This is a genomic window from Acidovorax sp. SUPP2825 (genome assembly GCF_030158995.1).
GTDB lineage: Bacteria > Pseudomonadota > Gammaproteobacteria > Burkholderiales > Burkholderiaceae_C > Paracidovorax.
Map to the genome: position 1 here is coordinate 38,196 of NZ_BQXK01000010.1, position 16,942 is coordinate 55,137.

Annotated in this window: 12 protein-coding genes; 2 read left to right on the forward strand and 10 right to left on the reverse strand. The window is 66.5% G+C overall.

The genetic code is table 11. The features are described from left to right. Positions 1-23: 23 nt before the first annotated feature. Positions 24-455 carry a DcrB-related protein gene (locus tag AVAK2825_RS13950; protein ID WP_284399712.1) on the reverse strand — a complete coding sequence of 144 codons (432 nt, stop codon included), beginning with the start codon at positions 453-455 and terminating at the stop codon, positions 24-26. A gap of 37 nt (positions 456-492) precedes the next feature. After that, positions 493-3,015: a type VI secretion system Vgr family protein gene (locus AVAK2825_RS13955; protein WP_284399714.1), complete on the reverse strand. Its 2,523-nt coding sequence runs from the start codon at positions 3,013-3,015 to the stop codon at positions 493-495. 284 nt (positions 3,016-3,299) lie between these two features. Between AVAK2825_RS13955 and ligD the strand changes: the two genes are divergently transcribed. Then, positions 3,300-5,849, forward strand: a complete 2,550-nt coding sequence (ligD, locus tag AVAK2825_RS13960; protein ID WP_284399718.1) for a DNA ligase D — start codon at positions 3,300-3,302, stop codon at positions 5,847-5,849. A 19-nt stretch (positions 5,850-5,868) separates the two neighbouring features. Here ligD and bioB read toward each other — a convergent pair whose 3' ends face one another. From bioB to scpA, 8 genes are all read right to left on the reverse strand, one after another. After that, positions 5,869-6,927 (reverse strand): biotin synthase BioB, encoded by a 1,059-nt coding sequence (bioB, locus tag AVAK2825_RS13965; protein ID WP_284399720.1) that lies wholly within the window; start codon positions 6,925-6,927, stop codon positions 5,869-5,871. A 353-nt stretch (positions 6,928-7,280) separates the two neighbouring features. After that, positions 7,281-7,757, reverse strand: coding sequence for a VOC family protein (locus tag AVAK2825_RS13970; protein ID WP_284399723.1), 477 nt, complete (start codon positions 7,755-7,757; stop codon positions 7,281-7,283). A 170-nt stretch (positions 7,758-7,927) separates the two neighbouring features. Beyond that, positions 7,928-9,976 carry an acetyl-CoA carboxylase biotin carboxylase subunit gene (locus tag AVAK2825_RS13975; protein WP_284399726.1) on the reverse strand — a complete coding sequence of 683 codons (2,049 nt, stop codon included), beginning with the start codon at positions 9,974-9,976 and terminating at the stop codon, positions 7,928-7,930. A 75-nt stretch (positions 9,977-10,051) separates the two neighbouring features. Next, positions 10,052-10,591 (reverse strand): NYN domain-containing protein, encoded by a 540-nt coding sequence (locus AVAK2825_RS13980; RefSeq protein WP_272569491.1) that lies wholly within the window; start codon positions 10,589-10,591, stop codon positions 10,052-10,054. 14 nt (positions 10,592-10,605) lie between these two features. After that, positions 10,606-12,138 (reverse strand): acyl-CoA carboxylase subunit beta, encoded by a 1,533-nt coding sequence (locus AVAK2825_RS13985; protein WP_272569492.1) that lies wholly within the window; start codon positions 12,136-12,138, stop codon positions 10,606-10,608. A 33-nt stretch (positions 12,139-12,171) separates the two neighbouring features. Next, positions 12,172-13,209 (reverse strand): methylmalonyl Co-A mutase-associated GTPase MeaB, encoded by a 1,038-nt coding sequence (gene meaB, locus AVAK2825_RS13990; protein WP_502870544.1) that lies wholly within the window; start codon positions 13,207-13,209, stop codon positions 12,172-12,174. A gap of 128 nt (positions 13,210-13,337) precedes the next feature. After that, positions 13,338-13,802 carry a GNAT family N-acetyltransferase gene (locus AVAK2825_RS13995; RefSeq protein ID WP_349817172.1) on the reverse strand — a complete coding sequence of 155 codons (465 nt, stop codon included), beginning with the start codon at positions 13,800-13,802 and terminating at the stop codon, positions 13,338-13,340. Between the two features lie 61 nt (positions 13,803-13,863). Next, complete coding sequence (scpA, locus tag AVAK2825_RS14000; protein ID WP_284399732.1) at positions 13,864-16,029, reverse strand: methylmalonyl-CoA mutase; 2,166 nt, start codon at positions 16,027-16,029, stop codon at positions 13,864-13,866. 124 nt (positions 16,030-16,153) lie between these two features. On the opposite strand from scpA, the gene AVAK2825_RS14005 reads away from it, so the two are divergent. Continuing rightward, entirely contained in the window at positions 16,154-16,789 is a 636-nt protein-coding gene (locus AVAK2825_RS14005) for a GntR family transcriptional regulator (protein WP_284399734.1), read from the forward strand. The last annotated feature ends 153 nt before the right edge of the window (positions 16,790-16,942 follow it).

A 16,942-nucleotide genomic window follows, 5' to 3' on the forward strand; every position in this document is an offset into this window, starting at 1 on the left:
GCGTTCGGGTCGTCGCCCCGTCGTCACTCACGCAAGACGAAACTCCCCAAGACATCGCTCACCATCTTGTGGTGCTCATCGGTGAAAGGGACAGGCAGCGAGAACGTCAGGCTCAGCACCTGGCGCGTGTCCGGCAGCAGGAACAGCGACTGCACGTGGTAAACCGTTTTGCCCTGCTGCTTGTAGCTCACCGAAAACTTCGAGCCGCCGATTTTCTGGCCGGCCCCCAAAAATGCGGGCTCGATCTCACTGCGGGTGAATTTGCTCACTTGCCGGGAAAGATCGTTCAACTGGCGCTTCAAGAACTCCGGAGGCGTTTCGTCCGCCTCCAGCGGGTCCTTCGAGATCGCGATGGTCATGCCGCCGGAGCCGGGCTCGGGCGCCAGCAGGTGCATGGTGCGGTCCGTCACATGGGGCGGTGCCGTGATGTGGCCTTCTTGGAAGTGATAAAGCATGGTTTTTCTTATGGAATGAGGCCGCAGGCGGAGGGCCTCAGCAATTGAGGTTGATCTTTTTCCCGAACTGGTCGAGGTCGTCCTGGAAGTTGAAGACGCCTTTCACGCCATTGAGCACGATCGTGCCATCGGCCTTCAAGGTGATGGAGGCCGCGCCGCAAACCAGGGTCACGCTCTCTCCCGCCACCTGCGTGATGTTCTTGCCCGCGTTCACGAACACCGTGTCGCTCTGCGCGTTCACCACCACGTTTTCCTTGGCCAGCACGTTGGCGTTCAGGCTGGTGGAGGACAGCGATATGTTCTGCTCCGCCACCAGGTTCATGTTGCCGGTTTGGGCCACGGAGGCCACGTCACCGCCCGAGACCATGTTGCTTTGCCCGCCCGAAGTCACATGCGTGAGCATGCCGGCCTTGGCCAACTGCGTGAGTTGCGCGCCACTGGAGATGGTCACGTGCTGCTGTGCATGCACCGACGTGCTCTGGCCCGAGCTGACGACGATGGGCTTGGGACTGATCATGCTTTGCCCTTCCGGGCTCACGATGGACATGATCGGCTTGGTGATGTCCTTGGACAAATCCATCAGGCCACGCGCATCCGGCATGGCTGGGTCGGTGTTGGTGGGCATGGCCGTTTCCGCGCCCCCTCCTCCATCGCCACCCGAGCGGGAACTTGCCATCTTGGCCAGCGAGGTCAAGCCGCCCGCCGCGCCCCCCGTCATGGCCGCGATGCCCGCCCCCATGCTGGCGATCTGCGAAGACTTGGCATCGGCCAATGCACCGATGGTGGCGTTCACCGACGAAACCGCCTGCCCGGCCTCCTGCATGAGTGAAGAGGTGTTGGCGAGGGTCGCACCCAGCTGATCGAACCCATCAGGATTGTTGCTCGCCACCTTGGAGGTGAAGTCCTGCGGGTACGTGGTGATCAGCAGGCCCTTGTCCGCCCGGATCGACCCCCACAGGTCCGTGCGCAGCTCGAACCCGTACCCGCGCTGCGAGCCGCTGCCCTGGTGCATCAGGTACCCCATGTTCAGGTACGTGTTGCCGTAGGTGTTGGACAACTCCAGGTGCTCGATGCCCTTCTTGTCCTCAAAGCGCAGCATGCTCGCCCCGCCCCCGCCCTTGCTCCAGTTCGTGAGCGTGCCCGACTGCGTCTTGTTGTCCGGCAGCTTCCACGGCGGCATCTGGATGCCGTTGTACACCCGCCCGGTGATGATGGGGTAGTCCGGATCGCCGTTCAGAAAGTCCACGATGACTTCCTGCCCGATGCGCGGGATGTGGATGCTGCCGTAGTTCAGGCCCGCCCAGGGGTGCGACACCCGCACCCAGCAGCTGGAGTTCTCGTCCATGGCCCCGATGCGGTCCCAGTGGAACTGCACCTTCACGCGGCCGTACTGGTCGGTCCAGATCTCCTCGCCCGGCGGGCCCACCACCACGGCGGTCTGCGGGCCGGTGGTCTTGGGCTTCGGGGTGGTGCGCGCGGGCGTGTACGGCAGGCTGGTGGGCTGGGCCTGCAGGGTGAACTTCTGGAACGAGCCCTCTTCCTGCGGCGTGCCCTTGGTGCCGGGCGCCACGGCGCTGACCTGGGGGTTTTCCTTGAAGTGGTATTCCAGGCCGGTCAGCAGGTATTGCTGGTTCTGGTCCTCGCGCGGGTGGTTCTCCAGGGTGAAGGTGTAGCCGGGCGCCAGCGCCCGGTGGCGCGACTCGCCCCGCACGGTGCTGTGCCCGGTCAGGCTGGACTGCAGGCGCGAGCGCGCGTAGGCCTCGCCATCACCGAACTCGGTGTACCCGCCCGGCCACTCGTAGATCTCGTGGCTGTCGTGCGCGTGCCCCGGTGGGGTCTGGCGCATGTTGGACAGGTCGGCCTTGGGTTTCTTGAAGTCGTAGTCGTCGTTGTAGTGCCGCCCGGGCTTGATCTCCTGCGCCAACTGCCAGGCGTGGATGTTCTCCTTGTCGGCGACGGCGGCCTTCTCGGGCGGGTAGAACGGGATGACGGCGGCGCCCGCGAGCGGGCTGTGCGAGGCGACGATGTCGTCGGCCAGGGTGAGCACGTGCTGGCCGGCGCTGTGCTCGTGGAAGTAGTAGATGCCCTCGTGCTCCATCAGGCGCGAGACGAAGGCGCAGTCGGTCTCGTTGTACTGCACGCAGTAGTCCCAGGTGCGGTAGCTCTGGGTGAGCTTGCGCTGCAGCGGGTAACCGTATTTGCCGAGCACCTCTTCGATGATGTCGGGCACGGTCTTGTTCTGGAAGATCTTGAAGTCGCTTTGCCGCGTGGCCAGCCACAGCCAGGGGCTCAGGCGGGCTTTGTAGGTGTAGAAGCGGTGGTCCTGCCCCTGCAGCCCGAAGCGGGTGACGATGCCATCCAGGTAGCGCGTGCCGCCCCCTTCGGTTTCCACCACGATGGTGGCGCTCTTGCCCAGCAGGGCCTTGGGGTCGATGGATTTGCTCTCGCTCAGCAGGTCCACGTCCAAGGAGAACAGCTCGGAGAGCGCTTCTTTGCCCTGCAGCTGGCGAAACTGCAACTGCTCGCCCAGGGGCGTCTGGATGGTGACTCGGCGTGTCATGAGGAATGCCGGCCATGCCGGATTTGTAACGGAAATGGGGTCCGCAAATGATATTCCCTTGTTTCCAATACCTTATTGGATATTTGACTCAAAATGTAATATGCAAAATTATTTGCACTATCCATCTGCGCAATTTCAATCAATAGGTATAAATACTTAATATTCATTGAATTCAAATAGTTTTTGATTTAATTTCGCAGAATTTAATAAAAATATCATTTTTCTTCGGGCTGGCGTTGGCTTCCTACATTCTTTATCGGCACGCCGCTGCTAGGTTACTGAACATGGCCCGCCCCCACATCACCCCCGACGCCCTCGCGCTGTATGAACAAAAGCGCGACTTCTCGATCACCCCCGAACCGCGCGGAGGGGCCGAGGCGCCCGCCGATGCGCTGCGCTACGTGATCCACAAGCACTGGGCCACCCGGCTGCACTACGACCTGCGCCTGGAGCTGGAGGGCACCATGAAAAGCTGGGCCGTGCCCAAGGGGCCCAGCTTCGATCCGGCCGACAAGCGCATGGCGGTGCAGGTGGAGGACCACCCGATCGCCTACAACCAGTTCGAAGGGCAGATCCCGGCGCGGCAGTACGGGGCGGGCAAGGTCATCATCTGGGACAAGGGCTACTGGGTGCCGCTGGAAGATCCGGTGAAGGGCTACCGGGCCGGCAAGCTCAAGTTCGAGATCCACGGCCACAAGCTGCAGGGGCGGTGGACGCTGGTGCGAATGCGCTCCCGGGGGGCCAAGCAGGAGCGGCAGCCCGCATGGCTGCTGATCAAGGAGCACGACGGCCTGGAGCGCCCGGCGGCCGAGTTCGACGTGGTGCAAGACATGCCCGACAGCGTGAGCGCCCTGCCCGATCTCCCTGGCGTGCCAGACCAAGCGCCTCGGCCCGGCAAGACGCGGGCAACGAAGGCCGCCCGAGGCGCCAAAGCCGCCCAAGCGGTCAAGGCCCCGTTGCCGGCCGAGCTCAAACCCCAGCTCGCCACGCTGGTCCAGGGCCCGCCGCCCGATCTGGCCGACTGGCTGTTCGAACTCAAGTTCGACGGCTACCGGCTGCTCGCGCGTATCGACCATGGCAAGGTGCGGCTGTTCACCCGCAATGGCAACGACTGGGGCCACAAGATGCCCGACCTCGTGAAGGCCCTGAAGGCGCTTCCCATCGACAGCGGCTGGATCGATGGCGAGATCGTGGTGATGGACCGCCAGGGCATGCCGGACTTTCAGGCGCTGCAGAATGCGTTCGAGAACGGCACCGCGGCAGGGCTGGTTTTCTATGCGTTCGACCTGCCTTTCGTGAACGGGGCGGATCTGCGCGCGCTGCCCGTCACGGACCGCCGCGAGGCCCTGCGCGCCATCCTTCCCGGGGGCGAGGGCCAGACCGTGCGCTTCAGCGAGGCCTTCGATGCGGCCCCGGGCCAACTCATCGCTTCGGCCTGCCGACTCGGCTTTGAAGGGGTGATCGGCAAGCGCAGGAGCGCGCCGTATGTCTCGCAACGCTCGGCGGACTGGATCAAGCTCAAATGCGGCCAGCGCCAGGAGTTCGTGATCGGCGGCTACACCGAGCCCAGGGGCACGCGCAACGGCATCGGCGCGCTGCTGCTGGGCGTGCAGGACGAAGACGGGAGCCTGCGCTACGTGGGCAATGTCGGCACTGGGTTCAACGAGCGCAGCCTGGCGCAGTTGCGCGAGCGCCTGGAGGCGCTGACGACTTCCAAGAGCCCGTTCGCCAACGCAGCCCGGGGCGCGGCCAAGGTGCATTGGGTGCGGCCGCAATTGCTGGCGGAGGTGGCCTTCGCCAACTGGACGCACAGCGAACGCATCCGCCACGCCGTGTTCCGAGGCCTGCGGCACGACAAGCCCGCCAAGGACATCGTGCACGAGCGCCCTCTTCCCGCCAAGGCGCTGGCCAAGTCCGCCACCCACGCCAAGCCCTCGACCGCGCGAGCGGACACCCTGCGCGTGACCCATGCCGACCGCGTCATCGACCCGGAATCGGGCACCACCAAGATCGATCTGGTGCGCTATTACGCGCTGGTAGCGCCGCTGATGATGGAGCACCTGCACCTGCGCCCGGTCTCGCTGGTGCGGGCGCCGGCCGGTGTCGGTGGCGAGCTGTTCTTTCAGCGCCACCAGGAGCAAGGCAGCCTGCAGGGCGTGCAGCCGCTCAAGGCCTCGCTCTACCCCGGCCATCCGCCGCTGCTGGAGCTGGTGGGGCCGGAGGGCCTATTGGCCGCTGCGCAGATGAACACGGTGGAGTTCCACACCTGGAATGCCCGCAAGGACCGCATCGACCGGCCCGACCGCATGACGTTCGACCTCGATCCCGGTGAGGGCCTGGCCTGGGACCGCATGCAGGAGGCGGCCACCCTGATGCGCGTGATGCTCACCGAACTCGGCCTGCCGTCGTTCCTCAAGACCAGCGGCGGCAAGGGCCTGCACGTGGTGGTGCCCATCCAGCGCCGGCACGACTGGGATACGGTCAAGGCATTTTCGCAAGCCATCGTGCAGCACATGGCCCGCACCATTCCGGCCCTGTTCGTGGCCAAGAGCGGGCCCCGCAACCGCGTGGGCAAGGTGTTCGTGGACTACCTGCGCAACGGATTGAGCGCCACCACGGTCTGCGCCTGGTCGGCGCGCTCGCGGCCGGGCCTGGGCATCTCGGTGCCGCTGGCCTGGAAGGAGTTGGAAACCCTGACGGGCAGCGCAGAGTGGACCGTGCGCAATGTGGACGAGCGGCTGCGCACCGGCAACACCCCCTGGGAGGGCTATGCCGGCGCGGCGGTGTCGATCGCGGGCGCCATGCGCCTGCTGCAGTTCACGCCGAAGGCGTGAGCTGCGGCGGCAGGGCCGGTCAGGCCTGCAGTGGCAGTTCGTCCGTTTCGGTGCGGGTGGTGCGGTGGCCCTTCAGCCCAAGCTTGGCCAGCAGCTTCACATCGGCCTCGCCCTCCGGGTTGCCGGTGACCAGCAGCTTGTCGCCGTAGAAGATCGAATTGGCGCCCGCCATGAAGCACAGCGCCTGCACGGCATCGCCCATCTGCTGGCGGCCGGCCGACAGGCGCACGCGGGCCTTGGGCATGGTGATGCGCGCCACGGCGATCACCCGCACGAAGTCCAGCGGGTCCACCGGTTCGCTGTCGGCCAGCGGGGTGCCGGGCACGCGCACCAGGCTGTTGATGGGCACCGATTCGGGGTAAGGATTCAGATTGGCGAGCTGGGCGAGCAGGCCGGCCCGGTGCACCGGCGCCTCGCCCATGCCCACGATGCCGCCGCAGCATACGCTGATGCCGGCGCCGCGCACGTGCTGCAGGGTGTCGAGCCGGTCCTGGTAGGCGCGGGTGCTGACCACGTCGGTGTAGTACTCGGGCGCGGTGTCCAGGTTGTGGTTGTAGTAGTCGAGCCCGGCGTCTTTCAGCGCCTGCGCCTGGTGCGATTCGAGCATGCCCAGCGTGGCGCAGGTCTGCATGCCCAGCCCTTTGACGGCGCCGATCAGCTCGCTCACTTTCTCGATGTCGCGGTCCTTGGGGGCGCGCCAGGCGGCGCCCATGCAAAAGCGGGTGGCACCGGCATCCTTGGCGGCCTGGGCCGCGGCAGTCACCTCCTGCACACTCATCAGCTTCTCGGCTTTCACGCCGGTGTCGAACTCGGCCGACTGCGGGCAATAGCCGCAGTTCTCGGGGCAGCCGCCGGTCTTCACCGACAGCAGCGTGGCCAGTTCGATGTCGCCGGCAGGCCAGTGCTCGCGGTGCACGCTCTGGGCCTGAAACATCAGGTCCATGAACGGTTTGTCCAGCAGCGCCTGGATGGCCTCGACGGACCAGGGCCCGGCGGGCACCTGCGCGACCGGCGGACGGCGATGCAGTTGCACGGCTTGCGCCGCGGCGGGGGTGGGTGGGACAGCGGTGGTTGGCATGGTGGGCGGGCCCTTTCTCGTCTGGTTTTTCGGCAGTCCGGCATCTGGCCGGTCGTGGCAGGCGCAGATTCTGGCGGAGCCGGCGGCGCAAATCCAGATCCATGCCTCACAAACCCGAGCGGAATGGAGTGCCGTTATCTGCAGTCAACGGCCGGCCAGTGATCGGGCTTTTTAACCGAGGTTGCGCGACATTGCCCGCACGATCGCACAGGCGCAAAACCCGTGTCGCCTTCTGTCGCGAAACCATGGCCATCTTTCCGAAAACACCTCGCCTGACTGTGCAGCCATGCCCGGAGTTGCATGCAGTTGGCGCCAGTGCCGCTGGAGGGCGGCAGGCAATACCTGCCGATTCGTCAGCCCAGCGCCGCGATCACGTCTTTGGGGGCCTGCACCAGCTCGATGAGCACCCCCTCGCCCGCGATCGGAAACTCCGCGCTGGATTTGGGGTGCAAAAAGGTGATGTCGTGCCCCGCCGCACCCTGGCGAATGCCACCGGGCGCGAAGCGCACCCCCTGGGCCGTGAGCCATTCCACCGCGCGCGGCAGGTCGTCGATCCACAGGCCGATGTGGTTGAGCGGCGTGGTGTGCACGGCCGGCTTCTTGTCCACGTCCAGTGGCTGCATCAGGTCCACCTCCACCGCATGCGCGCCCCGGCCCATGGCCAGGATGTCTTCGTCGACGTTCTCGCGCTCGCTGCGGAAGGTGCCGGTCTGTTCGAGGCCCAGCATATCCACCCACAGCGCCTTCATGCGCTCCTTGTCGGTGCCGCCGATGGCGACTTGCTGGATGCCGAGAACCTTGAACGGACGTGCGGTGATGGGATTTGCCATGCAGGCTCCAAAAACGGTTTACTATGATTTTTATAGCAATATGCCCTAGTGGAATATGCGCCGCAGGCCAAAATGGGCCTGATCCATAGCGTGCCATCCACAGGCATGCGCCACGCGGTGCCGGCCGGTTCGGGCCTTGCCCGCCCCGCCCGCGCCACCGCGCACGGGGATCACTGGAATTCCAGGATCACCTGGTCCACCGCCAGCGACTCGCCCTTGCCAGCCACCACCTTGCCCACGATGCCGTCCTGGGTGGCGAACAGGATGTTCTCCATCTTCATGGCCTCGATCACCGCGAGCTTTTCACCGGCCTGCACCGCCTGGCCGGGCTGCACCGCCACGTCGACCAGCAGCCCGGGCATGGGCGACAGCAGGAACTTGCTCAGGTCCGGCGGCGCCTTGTACGGCATGAGCTGGTGCAGGCGAGCGCCGAGGGGCGACAGCACGATGGCATCGATCTGCGTGCCGTTGTGCGAGATGCGCAGCGCGAGCGGGCTGCGCGGCGTGCCGCGCTCGACCTGCGCCGTGAAGCCCGCGCCGTTGCACTGGCCCTGCACGCGGATCTGGCCCAGCGTGGCCGCGCTGCCGATCTGGTAACTCTTGCCGCCCACCGACACGGCGCTGGAGCCCGAGCTGCCCTGGAAGTCCGTCACCGACACCGCGTGGTGCTCGTTGCGCCCTTCTTGCCCCATCACCACCACCACGAACTGCTCGCCCACCTTCACGTTGTGGCCGGCCAGCTGCCCGCTGATGCCCGAGGCACGCGCGCGGTAGCGGCGGTTCATGTACGCCGCCAGCGCCACCAGGAACAGCGGATCGTCGTGCGGCACGTCCTGCGAGGCAAAGCCCTGGCTGTAGTTCTCGGCGATGAAGCCGGTGTTGAAGTCGCCCGCCACGAAACGCGGATGGGCCAGCAGCGCGGCCTGGAACGGGATGTTGCTGCCCACGCCGCGGATCACGAACCCGTTGAGCGCGGCGCGCATCTTGTGGATGGCGTCCTCCCGGTCCTGGCCGTGCACGATGAGCTTGGCGATCATCGAGTCGTAGTACATGGGGATCTCGCCGCCCTCGTACACGCCCGTGTCCACCCGCACGCCCAGCTTTTTGGTGGTGTCGGCCTGGAACATCGACTCCTCCGGTGGCTGAAAGCGCACCAGGCGGCCGGTGGAGGGCAGAAAGTTGCGGAACGGGTCTTCGGCGTTGATGCGGCACTCGATGGCCCAGCCATCGCGCCGGACGTCGGCCTGGGTGAGCGGCAGCGGCTCGCCGGCGGCCACGCGGATCATCAGCTCGACCAGGTCCAGGCCGGTGATGCATTCCGTCACCGGGTGCTCCACCTGCAGGCGCGTGTTCATCTCCAGAAAGTAGAAGTCCTGGTCCTTGCCGACCACGAACTCCACCGTGCCGGCGCTCTGGTAGTTCACCGCCTTGGCCAGGGCCACGGCCTGCTCGCCCATGGCCTTGCGCGTCGCGTCGGAGATGAAGGGGGACGGCGCCTCCTCGATCACCTTCTGGTGGCGGCGCTGGATGGAGCATTCGCGCTCGTTCAGGTAGATCACGTTGCCCTGGCTGTCGCCCAGCACCTGGATCTCGATGTGGCGCGGCTCCTGCACGAACTTCTCGATGAAGATGCGGTCGTCGCCAAAGCTGTTGCGCGCCTCGTTGCGGCACGAGGTGAAACCCTCCAGCGCCTCCTTGTCGTTGTAGGCCACGCGCAGGCCCTTGCCGCCGCCGCCGGCGGATGCCTTGATCATCACGGGGTAGCCGATGTCGCGGGCGATCTCCACCGCGCGCTCGGCCGATTCGATGGCGTCGTTCCAGCCCGGAATGGTGCTGACCTGCGCCTCGTTCGCCAGTTTCTTGGAGGCGATCTTGTCGCCCATGGCGGCGATGGAATGGTGCTTGGGGCCGATGAAGACGATGCCCTCCTCCTCCACGCGCTTGGCGAAGGCTTCGTTTTCCGACAGGAAGCCGTAGCCCGGGTGCACGGCCTGCGCCCCGGTCTGCTTGCAGGCGGCGATGATGCGGTCGGCCTGCAGGTAGCTCTCGCGGCTGGGCGCCGCCCCGATGTGCACGGCCTCGTCGGCCAGCTTGACGTGGCGCGCCTCCTTGTCTGCGTCGGAATACACGGCCACGGTGGCGATGCCCATCTTCTTGGCGGTGGCGATGACCCGGCACGCGATTTCGCCCCGGTTGGCGATCAGGATTTTGGTGAACATGGTGTTGGGGAGTGGAGGTGTTCTAACGGGCGGTGTCTTGCGTCTTTTTTGTCTGTCTGTCTCGCGGCACGGGGCTCATGCGTGCCGGTCGATGGCCGGGCTCATGTCTTCCATCCAGAGCACGTTGTCCGAGTACGACTGCAGGTCGGGCGAGAGGTTGGAGGTGGAGCCCGAGACCCACACCTCCTTGTGCAGCTCGGACTTCACGTAGGAGATGGCGTCTTCGAAGTCCCCGTCGCCGGCGGAGAGGATCAGCCGGTCGTACACGTTCTGGGCCGCGAGCTTGATGATCAGCGTGGCGATGCCCACGTCCACGCCCTTTTGCACCGAGCGGTCGAACTGGTGGCTGCAGTTGGGGCAGTTGGCGTGCATGCGCTTGAGCTTGTAGAGCTGCACCCGGAACTTCGGCCCGATGGGCGGCGCGGTCTTGATCCAGGAGTGGAACGCGTTCTGGGCGTCGGTGGACGGATCGCTCGCCGAGTTCAGGTAGTAGCTCTCGTGGATCGGCCCGCCGTTCAGGCGCGTGATCTCGTTCTTGAGCTTCAGGTAGTCGAAGGGCCGGCCCTTGCCGTAGTTGAAGAGGTAGGCGCCATCGACGATCCAGACGGTTTTCATGGGGCGGGCATCGCTCACAGCGGAATGTTCCCGTGCTTGCGCCAGGGGTTCTCCAGCTTCTTGCCCTGCAGCATCACCAGGCTGCGGCAGATGCGCTTGCGCGTCTCGTGCGGCAGGATCACGTCGTCGATGAAGCCGCGGGCGCTGGCCACGAAGGGGTTGGCAAAGCGCTGCTTGTACTCGGCCTCGCGGGCGGCGAGCTTGGCGGGGTCGTTCTTGTCCTCGCGGAAGATGATTTCCACAGCGCCCTTGGCACCCATCACCGCGATCTCGGCGTTGGGCCACGCCAGGTTGACGTCGCCGCGCAGGTGCTTGGAGCTCATCACGTCGTAGGCGCCGCCGTAGGCCTTGCGGGTGATGACGGTGATCTTGGGCACGGTGCACTCGGCATACGCGTACAGCAGCTTGGCGCCGTGCTTGATGATGCCGCCGTACTCCTGCGACGTGCCGGGCATGAAGCCGGGCACGTCCACGAAGGTGACCACGGGGATGTTGAACGCGTCGCAGAACCGCACGAAGCGCGCGGCCTTGATGCTGCTCTTGATGTCCAGGCAGCCGGCCAGCACCAGCGGCTGGTTGGCGACGATGCCCACGGTCTGCCCTTCCATGCGCGCCAGGCCGATGACGATGTTCCTGGCGTAGTCGGGCTGCAGCTCGAAGAAGTCGCCGTCGTCCACCACCTTGGTGATCAGCTCCTTCATGTCGTAGGGCTTGTTGGGGTTCTCGGGCACCAGCGTGTCGAGGCTGCGGTCCATGCGGTCGGCCGGGTCGTTGCTCGGGCGCACGGGCGGCTTTTCGCGGTTGTTGAGCGGCAGGTAGTTGTACAGGCGGCGAAGCATCATCAGCGCCTCGACGTCGTTCTCGAACGCCATGTCGGCCACGCCGCTGCGGGTGGTGTGGGTGCCGGCGCCGCCCAGCTCCTCGGCCGTGACCTCCTCGTGGGTGACCGTCTTGACCACCTCGGGGCCGGTCACGAACATGTAGCTGCTGTCCTTGACCATGAAGATGAAGTCGGTCATGGCGGGCGAGTACACGGCGCCGCCGGCGCAGGGGCCCATGATCATGCTGATCTGGGGGATCACGCCGCTGGCCAGCACGTTCTTCTGGAACACGTCGGCATAGCCGCCGAGCGAGGCCACGCCCTCCTGGATGCGCGCGCCGCCCGAATCGTTGAGCCCGATCACCGGCGCGCCCACCTTCATGGCCTGGTCCATCACCTTGCAGATCTTCTCGGCATGCGTTTCCGACAGCGCGCCGCCGAACACGGTGAAGTCCTGGCTGAAGACGAAGACGAGGCGGCCGTTGATCATGCCGTAGCCGGTCACCACGCCGTCGCCGGGAATCTTCTGGCCTTCCATGCCGAAGTCGGTGCAGCGGTGCTCCACGAACATGTCCCATTCCTCGAACGTACCGTCGTCCAGCAGCAGCTCGATGCGCTCGCGCGCGGTGAGCTTGCCCTTCTTGTGCTGCGCGTCGATGCGCTTTTGACCGCCGCCCTGGCGGGCGAGTTGGCGCTTTTGCTCCAGTTGTTCGAGGATGTCTTGCATGGGTCGCTCTTTCGGTGGTGATTCTTTTGCTATTTATTTAATAGCAGTATGCCGGGAGTTTTCTTGTGCTGCGAGCAGATTCCGTGCGGCAGTGGACGCGGCGATGCGCCCGGCCGCCACGTCCGCCTGCAGCGTGGGCAGCAGTGCACGCACCTCGGGGTGCTGGCGGAACGCATGCCGCAGGCCCGCCTCGATGCGTTCCCACATCCAGGCCAGGGCCTGCCTTTCGCGGCGGCGGGCGAGCCGGCCGCTGGCGGTCTGCAGTTGGCGGAACTGGCTCACGGCGGCCCAGAAGGCCTGCAGGCCCTGGCCCTGCAGCGCGCTGATCTGCAGCACCTTGGGCTGCCACGGGGCGGCATCGGCCTGAACCGGTGCCGGTTCGCTTTCGGCCGGCACCGCGCCGTGGCCCGCTGCCGGCGCGTGGCGGGGGTGGCCCAGCGAGCGCTCGGGGTTGCCGTGCTGGCTCAGCAGCCGCAGGCTGGAGGTGATCTGCGCCTCGGCCCGGGTGGCGGCATGCGGGTCGATGTCGGCCTTGTTGATGACGACCAGGTCGGCGATCTCCATCACGCCCTTCTTGATGGCCTGCAGGTCGTCGCCCGCGTTGGGCAGCTGCAGCAGCACGAACATGTCGGTCATGCCCGCCACGGCGATCTCGCTCTGGCCCACGCCGACGGTCTCCACCATGACGATGTCGTAGCCGGCGGCCTCGCACACCAGCATGGCCTCGCGCGTCTTCTCGGCCACGCCGCCCAGGGTGCCGCTGGACGGGCTGGGACGGATGTAGGCCTTCTCGTGCATGGACAGGTGTTCCATGCGGGTCTTGTCGCCCAGGATGGAGCCGCCCGACACGGTGGACGACGGGTCGATGGTGAGCACGGCCACGCGGTGGCCCAGGCCGATGAGGTGCAGGCCCAGCACTTCGATGAAGGTGGATTTGCCCACGCCGGGCACGCCGCTGATCCCCAGGCGAAACGACTGGCCGGTGTGCGGCAGCAAGGCGGTGAGCAGCTCGTCGCCCTGCGCGCGGTGGTCGGCGCGGGTCGATTCCAGCAGCGTGATCGCCTTGGACATGGCCCGGCGCTGCACGGCCTGGGCGCCGTGGAGGATGCCGTCCAGCCAGCCGCCGGCCGAAGGTGGCCGATGGGGCGAAGCCACCGCCGCAGAAGCGGGTAAAGAAGCGGGCGAAGGCAGGGGCGCGCTCATTCGGCACCCTCCTCGGGCCGCCACTCGTAGTGCACGTCCACGTCTTCCTCGCCCGTCTGCACGAAGCCGTGGCGCTGGTAGAAGCGGTTGGCATCGCTGCGCTGCAGCGCGGTCACGCGCAGCACGGCCCGTTCGCGGCGCGCGCGGTCCTGCACCTGGGCCAGCACGGCGGCGCCCACGCCGGCGCCCTGCCAGTCCGGGTGCAGGTACAGGTGCTGCAGCCGCAGCGCCCGGTCGCCCTCGGGCCGCACGGTGACGAAGCCCATGCGCCGCCCGTCGGATGCGACCAGGTGCTGCATGTGCTCGGGGGTGAAAGCCGCGCGCAGCCGCTCGCGCGAGCGCTCGGGCGTGTAGCGGCCCACGCGCTCCAGGCTCTCGCGCATGGCCGCGATGCGCAGCGCCAGCATGGGCTCGAAGTCCGCTTCGGCCACCGGATGCCAGGTGAATGCGGGGGCGGTCAATGCGGCACCTCCACGCGGCGCCATGCCATGCGCGCAGGCGCCCGGCCGACGGTCGCCGTCGTCATGCCGCGAAGGCCTTGCGAATCTGCTCCAGCACGTCCTTGGCGCTGGCCGGGATCGGCGTGCCGGGGCCATAGACCCCCTTCACGCCCGCTTCGTATAGGAAGTCGTAGTCCTGCACCGGGATCACGCCGCCCACGAAGACGATGATGTCGTCCGCGCCCTGGTCCTTGAGCGACTGGATGATGGCCGGCACCAGCGTCTTGTGCCCCGCCGCCAGGGTGGAGACCCCCACGGCGTGCACGTCGTTCTCGATGGCCTGGCGGGCGCATTCCTCGGGGGTCTGGAAGAGCGGGCCCATGTCCACGTCGAACCCCAGGTCGGCGAAGGCCGTGGCCACCACCTTGGCGCCGCGGTCGTGCCCGTCCTGGCCGAGCTTGGCGATCATCACGCGCGGGCGGCGGCCTTCGGCCTCGGCGAACTCGTTGATCTCGGCCTTGAGCTGCTCCCAGCCTTCGGCCGAGTCGTAGGCGGCGGCATACACGCCTGTCACCTTCTGCGTGTCGGCGCGGTGGCGGCCATAGACCTTCTCCAGCGCGTCGGACACCTCGCCCACCGTGGCGCGCAGGCGCATCGCCTGGATGGCCAGGTCGAGCAGGTTGCCTTCGCCGCTCTCCGCCGCGGCCGTGAGCGCGTCCAGCGCCTGCTGCACCAGCGCGGCGTCGCGCTTTTCGCGGATGGCTTTCAGGCGAGCGATCTGCCCGTCGCGCACCTTCACGTTGTCGATCTGCAGGATGTCGACCGGGTCTTCCTTGTGCAGCTTGTACTTGTTGACGCCCACGATCACGTCCTTGCCGGAATCGATGCGGGCCTGCTTCTCGGCGGCCGCGGCCTCGATCTTGAGCTTGGCCCAGCCGCTGTCCACCGCCTGGGTCATGCCGCCCATGGCTTCGACCTCTTCGATGATGGTCCACGCGGCATCGGCCATGTCCTGCGTGAGCTTTTCCATCATGTAGCTGCCGGCCCAGGGGTCGATCACGTTGGTGATGTGGGTCTCTTCCTGGATGATGAGCTGCGTGTTGCGGGCGATGCGGGCCGAGAACTCGGTGGGCAGCGCGATGGCTTCGTCCAGCGCGTTGGTATGCAGGCTCTGCGTGCCGCCGAACACCGCGGCCATGGCCTCGATGGTGGTGCGCACCACGTTGTTGTAGGGGTCCTGCTCGGTCAGGCTCCAGCCGCTGGTCTGGCAGTGGGTGCGCAGCATCAGGCTCTTGGGGTTCTTGGCGCCGGTGGCCTTCATGATGCGGCACCACAGCAGGCGCGCGGCGCGCATCTTGGCCACCTCCAGGTAGAAGTTCATGCCGATCGCCCAGAAGAACGACAGGCGCCCGGCGAACTCGTCCACGTCCAGCCCCGAGGCGATGGCCGTCTTCACGTACTCCTTGCCGTCGGCCAGGGTGAAGGCCAGCTCCAGCGCCTGGTTGGCGCCCGCCTCCTGCATGTGGTAGCCGCTGATGGAGATGGAATTGAACTTCGGCATGTTCCGCGCCGTATAGCCGATGATGTCGCCGATGATGCGCATCGATGGCTTGGGCGGGTAGATGTAGGTGTTGCGCACCATGAACTCTTTCAGAATGTCGTTCTGAATGGTTCCCGACAGCTGGTCCTGCCGCACGCCCTGCTCTTCCGCGGCCACCACGTAGCCGGCCAGCACCGGCAGCACGGCGCCGTTCATCGTCATGGAGACGCTCACCTTGTCCAGCGGAATCTGGTCGAAGAGGATCTTCATGTCCTCCACCGAATCGATCGCCACGCCGGCCTTGCCCACGTCGCCCGTGACGCGCGGGTGGTCGCTGTCGTAGCCGCGGTGCGTGGCCAGGTCGAACGCCACGCTCACCCCCTGTCCGCCGGCGGCCAGCGCCTTGCGGTAGAAAGCGTTGGACTCCTCGGCCGTGGAAAAGCCGGCGTACTGCCGGATCGTCCAGGGCCGCACCGCGTACATCGTGGCCTGCGGGCCGCGCAGGTAGGGCTCGAAACCCGGCAGCGTGTTGGCGTAAGGCAGGTTCGCCGTGTCCTCGGCCGTGTAGAGCGGCTTGACCGTGATGCCGTCGGGCGTCACCCAGTTCAGCGCCGCGACATCGCCACCGGGGGCCGACTTGGCGGCAGCCCGGGTCCACGCGGCGAGGTCTGCGGGGGCAAAAGAGGGGAATTGGGTGTTGCTGCTCATATCTGGGAAGGCTTCACGGGTGGCGAGAAAAGCGCGGTGGCGCTGCAACGATTTGGCACAGTGAAGCGAGTCTAACCCAATCTGTAATTATTAATTTATAGTTTTTCTGCGGTACATTCCCGCCATGTCAGCCGCCACCCTCACCCCCCGCGCCCTCTACGAAGAGGTGGCGGAGCAACTGCGCCAGCGCATCTTCCGGCGCGAACTGCAGCCCGGCAGCTGGATCGACGAACTGCGCATCGCCGAGGAGTTCGGCATCAGCCGCACGCCCCTGCGCGAGGCCCTCAAGGTGCTCGCGGCCGAAGGGCTGGTCACGATGAAGGTGCGCCGCGGCGCCTACGTGACCGAGGTGTCCGACAAGGACCTGCGCGACGTGTACCACCTGCTCGCGCTGCTGGAAAGCGATGCGGCCGGCGTGGTCGCCGCCAGCGCCACGGCCGAGCAACTTCGCGAGCTGGAAGGACTGCACCGCGAACTGGCCGCCAGCGTGGACGACCGCGAGCGCTTCTTTGCGGTGAACGAGCGCTTTCACATGCGGGTGCTGGAACTGGCCGACAACCGCTGGCGCAACCAGATGGTGGCCGACCTGCGCAAGGTGATGAAGCTCAACCGTCACAACTCGCTGCTCAAGCAGGGCCGCATCGATGAATCGCTGCGCGAACACGGCCGGGTGCTGGCCGCGCTGCAGGCGCACGACGCACAGGCCGCCGCCTGCGCCATGCGCGAGCACTTCGCCAACGGGCTGCAGGCCGCCGCCTGAGCCGCGCCGCGGCCCGTGGGCCGCACCCCCAGAGACATCCGGCGCTTGCCCCGCAGGGATATCGCCTTCATGATGCACCTGTCCATAAACGATGGCACCGCGCGCGTGCGGTAGCCATCCCCCACGGCCAAGGCCGGTGACACACGGGAGGAG

Coding starts and splice junctions, on each gene's coding strand:
- AVAK2825_RS13950 (WP_284399712.1), bottom strand. CDS start 455: ATGCTTTATCACTTCCAAGAAGGCCACATCACGGCACCGCCCCATGTG.
- AVAK2825_RS13955 (WP_284399714.1), bottom strand. CDS start 3,015: ATGACACGCCGAGTCACCATCCAGACGCCCCTGGGCGAGCAGTTGCAG.
- ligD (WP_284399718.1), top strand. CDS start 3,300: ATGGCCCGCCCCCACATCACCCCCGACGCCCTCGCGCTGTATGAACAA.
- bioB (WP_284399720.1), bottom strand. CDS start 6,927: ATGCCAACCACCGCTGTCCCACCCACCCCCGCCGCGGCGCAAGCCGTG.
- AVAK2825_RS13970 (WP_284399723.1), bottom strand. CDS start 7,757: ATGGCAAATCCCATCACCGCACGTCCGTTCAAGGTTCTCGGCATCCAG.
- AVAK2825_RS13975 (WP_284399726.1), bottom strand. CDS start 9,976: ATGTTCACCAAAATCCTGATCGCCAACCGGGGCGAAATCGCGTGCCGG.
- AVAK2825_RS13980 (WP_272569491.1), bottom strand. CDS start 10,591: ATGAAAACCGTCTGGATCGTCGATGGCGCCTACCTCTTCAACTACGGC.
- AVAK2825_RS13985 (WP_272569492.1), bottom strand. CDS start 12,138: ATGCAAGACATCCTCGAACAACTGGAGCAAAAGCGCCAACTCGCCCGC.
- meaB (WP_502870544.1), bottom strand. CDS start 13,209: ATGTCCAAGGCGATCACGCTGCTGGAATCGACCCGCGCCGACCACCGC.
- scpA (WP_284399732.1), bottom strand. CDS start 16,029: ATGAGCAGCAACACCCAATTCCCCTCTTTTGCCCCCGCAGACCTCGCC.
- AVAK2825_RS14005 (WP_284399734.1), top strand. CDS start 16,154: ATGTCAGCCGCCACCCTCACCCCCCGCGCCCTCTACGAAGAGGTGGCG.